Here is a 9,255-nt window from a genome sequence, read left to right on the forward strand (position 1 = left end):
CGGGCGGGGCCGGGCAGCAGGCGCCGCCGGCCGGGACCGAGCCGGGGTGGAAGACCGCCCGCGAGCAGGCCCAACGCACCAAGGTATTGAAACAGGCCACCGTGGAGGACGTCTGGGTCCGCCGCCTCTACACCGCGCCGGGGACCGGGCAGCTGCTGGGGATGGACTCGGCCGCACGAAGATTCCCGGACGGGATGCGCCGGATGATCCACGCCCGCCACGCGGTCTGCGCAAGGCCCTGGTGCGACGCCCCGATCCGGCACATCGACCACATCGTGCCCTGGACGCAAGGCGGTGAAACGACCATGGCCAACGGCCAGGGACTGTGTGAACAATGCAACCAGTCAAAGGAAGCCGAAGGCTGGTCCAGCCGCCCCCTCGACGGACCGCACCACACGGTGGAAACCACCACCCCCACCGGACACACCTACACCTCCACCCCGCCACCACTACCAGGCACCCCGCCAACCGGAGCGTCAGAGACCGATAAGGCCAGAACCGAGACGGTGCCGCCGGGCACAGTGATGTCGGCCGCAGGGACCGCCCAGCCATCCTTGGCATCGAGCGCAGAAATGATTCACGGCGCGTTGGCCGCTGCCGCGGCGAACAGCGATGACGACGCCGACGACGGTGCCCGGCGGAGCGCCTGCACTGCGGGCGGTTGGGCAGTAGTGAAAATTCCGAGGGACAAGCTCGCCCCGTCGGCCGCCTAAATTGCCAGCACAAGAGGGAGTGGCGCTGACCAGCGCAAGGGGGAGTGGCGCTGACGCCGATCCCAGCAGTGCGCCGATCTGGCCTCCGGGCTTGCGGGCCAGGGTTTCGAAGAGTGCCTACGCGTTGTCGCGGATCAGGTTGGTGATCCGCGCCGTGGAGAGGCGCCGCCCGTCCTCATCGGTCATCACGACTTCGTGCACGGTCAGCGAACGCCCCAGCTGGATGGCCGTCGCAGTGCCGGTGACCAGGCCCGAAGAGACGGAGCGGTGATGGCTGGCGCCGACTTCGATGCCGACGGCGTGGCGGCCGGCTCCCGCGTGCAGAGTCGCCGCGAAGGACCCCAGCGTTTCAGCCAGCACCACGTGTGCGCCGCCATGCAGGATGCCCGCCACTTGAGTATTTCCTTCCACCGGCATGGTTGCCACCATGCGCTGCGGGGTCATCTCGCTGAAAACGATGCCCATCTTCACCACGAGCGATCCCACCCCGGTGTGTATCAGCCACCGGTGCAAGTGTTCCGGGACACCGGCGTCGACCAGTTCGGCAATCGTGGCCGCGGCCGTGGCCGGAAGCGCGCCCTGCGAGTGTCCCGCAGCACTGTCGCCGGGTGTGAATTTGTCGCTCATGGGAACTAGGCTGGCAGGTGTGAGTGAAACTAACAAACCGGACGCAGCGACCGCGACAGTAGAGGCAGAGGGAGCCCCCGTTTCCGGCCTGGAGAGCGAAGCGTCGGGGCCAAAGCGCCTGCTGCTGATCGATGGCCACTCGATGGCGTTCCGCGCGTTCTACGCCCTGCCGGTGGAAAACTTCTCCACGGATACCGGCCAGCACACGAATGCCGTCTACGGTTTCACCTCCATGCTGATCAAGATGATCGAGCAGCGCGAACCGACCCACATCGCCGTGGCTTTTGACCTGGACACTCCCACCTTCCGAACCGAGGAGTATTCCGAGTACAAGGGCGGCCGTAACAAAACCCCCGAGGAATTCCACGGCCAGGTGGACCTGATCGTCAAGGTGATGGAGGCGATGCAGATCCCCACCGTCACCCTGGACGGATACGAGGCCGACGACGTCATCGCCACCCTGAGTGAGCGGGCGGAGAAGTCCGGCTGGGAGGTTCTGGTGGTGTCCGGGGACCGGGACGCGTTCCAGCTCATCACGGACAAAGTCACCGTGCTGTACCCGAAGAAGGGCATCAGCGACATCCCGCCGATGGACGCCGACGCGGTGGAAGCCAAGTACTTCGTCCGGCCGGAGCGGTATGCCGATCTCGCGGCGCTCGTCGGTGAGACCGCCGACAACCTTCCCGGCGTCCCCGGCGTGGGCCCCAAGACCGCGGCGAAGTGGATCAACCTCTACGGCGGCGTCGAAGGCATTCTGGAGAACCTGGATTCGATCGGCGGCAAGGTCGGCGAGGCGCTCCGGGCCAATGTCGATTCGGTCAAGCGCAACCGCCGGCTGAACCACCTGCTCCGGGATCTGGACCTGCCCGTGAAGCTGGAGCACATGGTGCTGCAGCACCCCGACCGGACCGCCATCGAGGAACTCTTCGATGCGCTCCAGTTCAACACCCTGCGCAAGCGGCTCTTCGACCTTTTCGGCGAGGAGGACGCCGTCCGCGAGACGGAGGTCAATGCCCCCGCCCACACGGTGGTCACCGATGCGGCCGCCCTGAAGGAATGGCTGGAGGAGACCAACCAGCACAACGTTGCCCTGCAGTTGGTGGCCGAAACCGCGGAAGGCGGGGACGACGCCGTCGGGCTGGCCCTGGTGGCCCACGCCCAGGCCGCCTACGTGCCGCTGACTTCGTTGGACGCCGACGCCGAGCAGTTGCTGGCTCACTGGCTGTCCGACCTTGACGCGCCGAAGGTCGTCCACGACTTCAAGTACGCCTACAAAGTTCTCTCGCGGCGCGGGTTCGAGCTGCTGGGCGTCGTCGATGACACCGCGATTTCGGCCTATCTCATCCAGCCGGACCGGCGCAGCTACGAACTGGCGGACCTGGCCCAGTACCACCTGAAGATGTCCGTGGCGGCCCCCGAAGCCGCGGCGAACGGGCAGTTGGAGCTCGGCCTGTCCGAGGATGACAAGGCCGGACCGGCCGTCGTGCAGGCATTCGCCGCGCTGCAGCTGAGCGAACACTTCGCCGGACAACTGGTGGACCGCGGCGCCAACCAGCTGCTGGGCGGGCTTGACCTGCCCCTGTCGCTGGTATTGGCGCGGATGGAATTGGACGGCATTGCCGTGGACGCCGGCGCGCTGGACCGGCTGGTGGACGACTTCACCGTGACCATCGACGCAGCCAGCTCGGCGGCTTTCGGCATCATCGGCAAGGAAATCAACCTCGGCTCGCCCAAGCAGTTGCAGACGGTGCTGTTCGAGGAGCTGGGGCTGCCGAAGACCAAGAAGATCAAGACCGGTTATTCGACCGACGCCGATGCGCTCAACGACCTGTTCGCCAAGACGGGCAACGAATTCCTGGTCCAGTTGCTCGCCTATCGCGATGCTTCAAAGCTGCGGCAGACGGTGGAAGGCCTCCGCAAGACCGTGGCGGACGATGGGCGGATCCACACCACCTACGCGCAAACGGTGGCAGCCACCGGCAGGCTGTCCTCCATCAACCCGAACCTGCAGAACATCCCGGTCCGGTCGGAGGCCGGCCGGCGCATCCGCGAAGCGTTCGTTGTCGGCGAGGGCTACGAGCTGCTGCTGACCGCCGACTACTCGCAGATCGAAATGCGCATCATGGCCCACCTGTCCGGAGACGAAGGCCTGATCGAGGCATTCCGCTCGGGCGAGGACCTGCACCGGTTTGTCGGCGCGCACATCTTCGGGGTCGCGCCCGAGGACGTCACCAGCGAGATGCGCGCCAAGGTCAAGGCCATGTCCTACGGCCTGGTGTACGGGCTGAGTTCCTTCGGGCTGTCCAAGCAGCTGAACATCTCCGTGGACGAGGCGCGGACGCTGATGAAGGAATACTTCTCGCGGTTCGGCGCCGTCCGCGATTATCTGCGCGGAGTGGTGGACAAGGCCAGGGTGGACGGGTTCACCTCTACGATCGAAGGCCGCCGCCGTTACCTGCCGGACCTGGCCAGCGACAACCGCCAGCTGCGCGAGATGTCGGAGCGGGCCGCGCTCAACGCGCCCATCCAGGGATCGGCGGCGGACATCATCAAGAAGGCCATGCTCGGCGTCTCGGAGGAGCTGCGCCACCAGGGACTGAAGTCCCGGATGCTGCTGCAGGTCCACGACGAACTCGTGCTCGAAGTAGCGGCGGGGGAGCGGGAACAGGTGGAGAAGTTGGTGCGCGCCCAAATGGGCGGCGCCGCGGAACTGACCGTGCCGTTGGACGTGTCCGTCGGCGTCGGCGCCAACTGGCAGGAAGCCGGACACTAGACACGTCCAGCCTCCAGTGTCCCCGGCACGCGGAGGCGGTGACGGTTCTGTGCGATGGCTGCGGCTCCCTCTGGTGGACCGGGGGAGGTGCCGCTAGGCTCGTAGATCGTGACCACGCGCACCCAGGAAACCCGCCAAAACATCCGCATCAACCGGTTTGCCGCCGGGCTCGACGGCGACCGGCCCGACGCCAGGACCCTCGGCTGGTTCGAAGCGGTCAGGTTCGGGTTCCACGACGGCAAGCCCGATGCCTCCGACATCGCCGCCTACGCCCGGGTCTACGGGATGGACCAGCGAATCCTGTGGGGTGCCTACGACGACACGCAGCGCCCTGGCGTGTGGGACCCCCAAGTACCTGTCGCTACTTACGCCACCATGGTCAACACCCTGAACGTGGGCGGCGGGCAGCTGCTGGACACCCACCTGATCACCGCGGTGACGGTCAGGGCGACGCATCGGCGCCGCGGCCTGCTGCGACGGATGATCACCGACGACCTGAAGCAGGCGGCCGGCCGGGGACTCGCGATGGCGGCGCTCACCGCTTCCGAGGCCACCATCTACGGACGCTTCGGGTTTGGCGCGGCGACGTTCATCCGCGAAGTGGAAATCGATGCCCGCGAACGGTTCGGGCTGCGCGCCGCGGCGACGGGGACGATGGAGTTGGCCGACCCGGCTTCGCTCCAGGACCTGGCGCCGGAAATATTCAACGGGTTCCACGCCCGAACCCCTGGCTCGGTCGGACGCCAGGCCAGTTACGCCTTCCGTGTCTCCGGCCGCTGGAGCGAGGACAAGGCGTCGGAAGACAAGTCGCTGCGGGCGGCCGTCCATTACGACGGCGACGGCCGGCCGGACGGCTATGTCAGCTACCGCTTTGCCGGCTGGGACAGCAAGCCCTACACCGTGAAAGTGGCTGACCTGGTTGCCGCCGGACAGGATGCGTACGTGGAGTTGTGGCGTTACCTCGGGTCGCTGGACCTGGTGGAACGGATCAAGTTCCCGCTAGGGCCGGTGGAAGATCCGCTGGCGTGGGGACTGGCGGACAGCCGCGGCTACGAGGTGGCGGCGGTCGAAGATGTGTTGTGGCTGCGCGTGCTGGACCCGGTAGCGGCCCTCCAAGCCAGGCCGTACCTGCACGACGGCTCGTGCACCCTGCGGATCACCGATCCGCTGGACATCTGCGGCGGCGCCTACCGGCTGACCGTCACGGACGGCCGGGGAGTGGTCGACGTGCTGCCGGAGGACGCGGACGTCGACGCCACAGTGCCCGTGGATTCCCTGGGCTCGCTCTATCTGGGCGGAGTCCGGGCGCGGACCCTGGCGGCGGGCGGCCACTTCTCCGGTACGTCAGCGGAGGCAGTGTCCAGGATGGACCGGCTGTTCGCAACGGACACCCCTCCGTATTGCATCACGCATTTTTGATCCTTCCGAAGGGGGCCGCCGGACGCCGTTTCGGTGTGACCCTGCCCCGTCGAGCAGGCGGGTCGCTTTGCCGGGATTGGCGCGACCAGTTAGACTTATTGGGCGCGTAATGCGTATGGAGAGCCCTTCAGTGAAGGGCAGGCTCCATGAGCTTCACCAAAACACATCAGTCCGTTTCCGTAAACGGCAATGCATCCCTTGCGCTGCAGCGGTTCAATGCTGCTGCGCGCCGGGAAGCAGGGCAGCAGCGGAACTCAGAAAACTATCCACATCGGAGCCCCTACTACATGACCATCACCTCCACCGAGAAGCCCGGTACCCCGCAGGTCGCCATCAACGACATCGGTACCGCTGAAGACTTCCTCGCAGCCGTCGACGCGACCATCAAGTACTTCAATGATGGCGATCTGGTCGAAGGCACTGTCGTCAAGGTTGACCGCGACGAAGTCCTGCTCGACATCGGTTACAAGACCGAAGGTGTCATCCCCTCCCGCGAGCTTTCCATCAAGCACGACGTCGACCCGGGCGAAGTTGTCTCCGTCGGCGACGAGGTTGAAGCCCTGGTGCTGACCAAGGAAGACAAGGAAGGCCGCCTGATCCTGTCCAAGAAGCGTGCTCAGTACGAGCGCGCCTGGGGCGACATCGAGAAGGTCAAGGAAGAGGACGGCGTTGTTACCGGCACCGTCATCGAGGTTGTTAAGGGTGGCCTGATCCTCGACATCGGCCTGCGCGGCTTCCTGCCCGCGTCCCTCGTCGAGATGCGCCGCGTGCGCGACCTGGCTCCGTACATCGGCCAGCAGATCGAAGCGAAGATCATCGAGCTGGACAAGAACCGCAACAACGTTGTGCTGTCCCGCCGTGCATGGCTCGAGCAGACCCAGTCCGAGGTCCGCTCCACCTTCCTCAACAAGCTCGAGAAGGGCCAGGTCCGTCCGGGCGTCGTCTCCTCGATCGTCAACTTCGGTGCCTTCGTGGACCTGGGCGGCGTCGACGGCCTGGTGCACGTCTCCGAGCTGTCCTGGAAGCACATCGACCACCCGTCCGAGGTCGTCGAGGTTGGCCAGGAAGTCACCGTCGAGGTGCTCGAGGTGGACCTGGACCGCGAGCGCGTGTCCCTGTCCCTGAAGGCCACCCAGGAAGACCCGTGGCAGACCTTCGCCCGCACCCATGCCCTGGGCCAGATCGTCCCGGGCAAGGTCACCAAGCTGGTTCCGTTCGGTGCGTTCGTCCGCGTCGAAGACGGCATCGAGGGCCTGGTCCACATCTCCGAGCTGGCCGTGCGCCACGTGGAGCTGGCCGAGCAGGTTGTCTCCGTCAACGACGAGGTCTTCGTCAAGGTCATCGACATCGACCTGGAGCGCCGCCGCATCTCGCTGTCCCTGAAGCAGGCCAACGAGGGCGTCGACCCGGAGGGCTCCGAGTTCGACCCGGCCCTGTACGGCATGGCTGCCGAGTACGACGAGCAGGGCAACTACAAGTACCCGGAGGGCTTCGACCCGGAGACCAACGAGTGGCTCGAAGGCTACGAGGCGCAGCGCGCCGCGTGGGAGCAGCAGTACGCCGACGCCCAGGCGCGCTGGGAAGCCCACAAGAAGCAGGTTGCTGCCTCCATGGCAGAGGAAGCCGAGGCTCCGAGCGAGTCCGAGGCCGCACCGACCAGCTACTCCTCCGACGCCCCGGCGGCTCCGGCCTCCAGCGGCGGCACCCTGGCTTCCGACGAAGCCCTGGCTGCACTGCGTGAGAAGCTGACCGGCCAGTAACAACGGTTCTCGACGCCGGGGCAACCGGGCATCGCTGACTGAGGAACCCCCGCGCCCCCAGGGCGCGGGGGTTCCGCCGTCTCCGGCGCCTTTCCCTAAGCGCCGGAAGACCGTCGCTGCGCGGCCGGTGCCCGCCCGGGGGTTGCTGCGGTCCTTGCCCGGTCCAGGCGTGGGATTTAGGGTGAGGAACGTACGCACACCCACGCAGGCCGTTGGCCGGAATGGAGAAAACATGGCAGAAAAAGTCGACATTCACGCCTTGCAGCGATCCACAGTGTGGGACAGCGAGCAGCAAAAACTGGGCGTAGTGGGGCAGGTCCACCAGGATCCGGCGACCGGAACCATCACCTGGCTCACGGTTGGCCTGGGCCTGGCCGACACCCGCGAAAAGTTCGTGCCGGTCGCCGGAGCCCGCATCGAGTCGCGCGACGTGTATGTCGCCTACAGCCATGACACCATCAAGGACTCGCCCTCGCCGGACGCGTCCGACAGCCTCACCCCGGAGGAAGAGGCCGAATTACGCAGGTACTACGGCACCTAGGGCTGCCCCGGGAACCGCGGCACAGCAGGGGACACCCGGCACGCGGGAGCCGCTCCTCAGCGCCGTGTGCTGACGGTGACCGTGAACTTGGAGTTCCTCGCCACCTGCCGGGTGGGACCCACGAGCCGGTTCAGCGCCGGCTTGTAGGCCAGGTGGCTGTTCCAGACAGTCCAGAGTTCCCCGGCCGGCCCCAGCACCCGCCCGGCGTCGGCGAAGAGCTTCAGCGCGATGCCCGCGTGCACGGCGTTGCCAATGTGGAACGGCGGGTTGAGCACCACCAGCTGCTCAGAGGCCGCCGGTAGTGTGGACAGCGCATCGTCCCGGCAAACCTGCACGCGGTCCGCCACGGCGTTTGCTTCCGCCGTTGCACGTGCCGACGCGACGGCGGAGGCCGACTGGTCGGTGGCCAGTACCCGCATGCCCGGGCGTGAGAGGGCCAGATAGGCCGCGATGGATCCGTTGCCGCAACCGAGGTCGACGGCGCGCTCCGCCTGCCGGGCGCCCGCCAACAAGGGCAGCAGGAACCGTGTCCCGGGATCCAGCTTGGGCCCGCCGAAGGTGCCGCCGAAGGCAAGCAGTCGCAACGGAACCGGCAGCCCGACGTCATGCTCTTCCGCCAGGGGAAAGCGCCCGCCCGTCGCCGGCAGCGGACCCGTGGCCGTGAGCACGCGTGCCTTGTGCCGCGCCAGCCCCGCGGTCACGGAAGAGAAGGAGGCACCGAGCACGGAATTCATCGCGGTGGTCATGTGCTTGACGCGCCCGCCCGCCAGTACGGTGACGCCCGGCGAGACGGCCGCCGCGATACAGCCGGCGATCTCCTCCAGCGCATCCAGCGCGCGGGGCAACTGCAGCAGCACGAGCCGTGCGTCGTCGAACGCCGCCGGTTCCAGCAGGAAATTCCGGTAGCCTGCCAGTCCCATCCGCGCGGCGTTGTTGGCCAGGGCCCGCTCGGAGCTGAGCGGGTCCTGAATCACGCGCATGCCCTGCTTGCCGGCTGCCGCGAGGGCCAGCGTCAGCGCCCCGTAGTGGTCGTTGACGACCGTGATCCGGCTGCCGTCCACGCCGTCCAACAGGGGCGCGGCGGTGTCCAGGAGCAACCTGTCCGCCGCGTCGTAGGCGAAGAGGTTGTCAGCCTCCACATCCGGCCAGCGCCGGAGGTCGGAAAAATCGAACGCGGGCTGCTCAGTCAAGGTCCACCCATTTCGTGCCCAGCGGCTCCGCGCCCGGACCACCCGAGGTCAGCGCGGCAAGCTGCTCCTCGAACCGGGAAATGACCGCGGGCTCGTCGTCGATCGCCAGGCTGATCCGGACCCCGTCCGCACCGTACTCGCTGCCAAGCACCCCGGTGCCCGCCGCGCGCAGGTCATTTTCCAAACGCCCGGCGTGGGCATGCGCCGCCTGCACCGCGAACAGGCGCATTCG

General features: G+C 67.0%; 8 protein-coding genes. 5 read left to right on the forward strand and 3 right to left on the reverse strand.

Going from position 1 to position 9,255, the window contains the following annotated elements; all coding sequences use genetic code 11:
* Positions 1-713 (forward strand): HNH endonuclease (locus AC5RUJ_RS06825; RefSeq protein ID WP_494155700.1); only part of this gene is annotated, 713 nt, incomplete at its 5' end.
* A 117-nt stretch (positions 714-830) separates the two neighbouring features.
* On the opposite strand, the gene AC5RUJ_RS06830 is transcribed toward AC5RUJ_RS06825, so the two are convergent.
* Complete coding sequence (locus AC5RUJ_RS06830) at positions 831-1,340, reverse strand: hotdog fold thioesterase (protein ID WP_494076016.1); 510 nt, start codon at positions 1,338-1,340, stop codon at positions 831-833.
* Between AC5RUJ_RS06830 and polA the strand changes: the two genes are divergently transcribed.
* The 4 genes from polA to AC5RUJ_RS06850 all read left to right on the forward strand — a co-directional run bounded on the left by polA (position 1,339) and on the right by AC5RUJ_RS06850 (position 7,833).
* Positions 1,339-4,113, forward strand: coding sequence for a DNA polymerase I (gene polA / locus AC5RUJ_RS06835; RefSeq protein ID WP_494127910.1), 2,775 nt, complete (start codon positions 1,339-1,341; stop codon positions 4,111-4,113). The two genes, AC5RUJ_RS06830 and polA, sit on opposite strands and share 2 nt — an antisense overlap.
* 108 nt (positions 4,114-4,221) lie before the next feature.
* Positions 4,222-5,532, forward strand: coding sequence for a GNAT family N-acetyltransferase (locus AC5RUJ_RS06840; RefSeq protein WP_494127909.1), 1,311 nt, complete (start codon positions 4,222-4,224; stop codon positions 5,530-5,532).
* Positions 5,533-5,819: 287 nt separating this feature from the next.
* Positions 5,820-7,292: a 30S ribosomal protein S1 gene (gene rpsA / locus AC5RUJ_RS06845; RefSeq protein ID WP_493980210.1), complete on the forward strand. Its 1,473-nt coding sequence runs from the start codon at positions 5,820-5,822 to the stop codon at positions 7,290-7,292.
* 232 nt (positions 7,293-7,524) lie between these two features.
* Positions 7,525-7,833: a PRC-barrel domain-containing protein gene (locus AC5RUJ_RS06850; protein ID WP_493999613.1), complete on the forward strand. Its 309-nt coding sequence runs from the start codon at positions 7,525-7,527 to the stop codon at positions 7,831-7,833.
* A gap of 56 nt (positions 7,834-7,889) precedes the next feature.
* Here AC5RUJ_RS06850 and AC5RUJ_RS06855 read toward each other — a convergent pair whose 3' ends face one another.
* Complete coding sequence (locus AC5RUJ_RS06855) at positions 7,890-9,023, reverse strand: class I SAM-dependent methyltransferase (RefSeq protein ID WP_494127908.1); 1,134 nt, start codon at positions 9,021-9,023, stop codon at positions 7,890-7,892.
* The coding region (locus AC5RUJ_RS06860) for a DUF1949 domain-containing protein (protein ID WP_494155701.1) at positions 9,016-9,255 on the reverse strand (240 nt) is incomplete at its 5' end. The genes AC5RUJ_RS06860 and AC5RUJ_RS06855, both read right to left, overlap by 8 nt.

Source organism: Arthrobacter sp. Y3223164 (assembly GCF_059091005.1).

Coding starts and splice junctions, on each gene's coding strand:
- rpsA (WP_493980210.1), top strand. CDS start 5,820: ATGACCATCACCTCCACCGAGAAGCCCGGTACCCCGCAGGTCGCCATC.
- polA (WP_494127910.1), top strand. CDS start 1,339: ATGGGAACTAGGCTGGCAGGTGTGAGTGAAACTAACAAACCGGACGCA.
- AC5RUJ_RS06830 (WP_494076016.1), bottom strand. CDS start 1,340: ATGAGCGACAAATTCACACCCGGCGACAGTGCTGCGGGACACTCGCAG.
- AC5RUJ_RS06850 (WP_493999613.1), top strand. CDS start 7,525: ATGGCAGAAAAAGTCGACATTCACGCCTTGCAGCGATCCACAGTGTGG.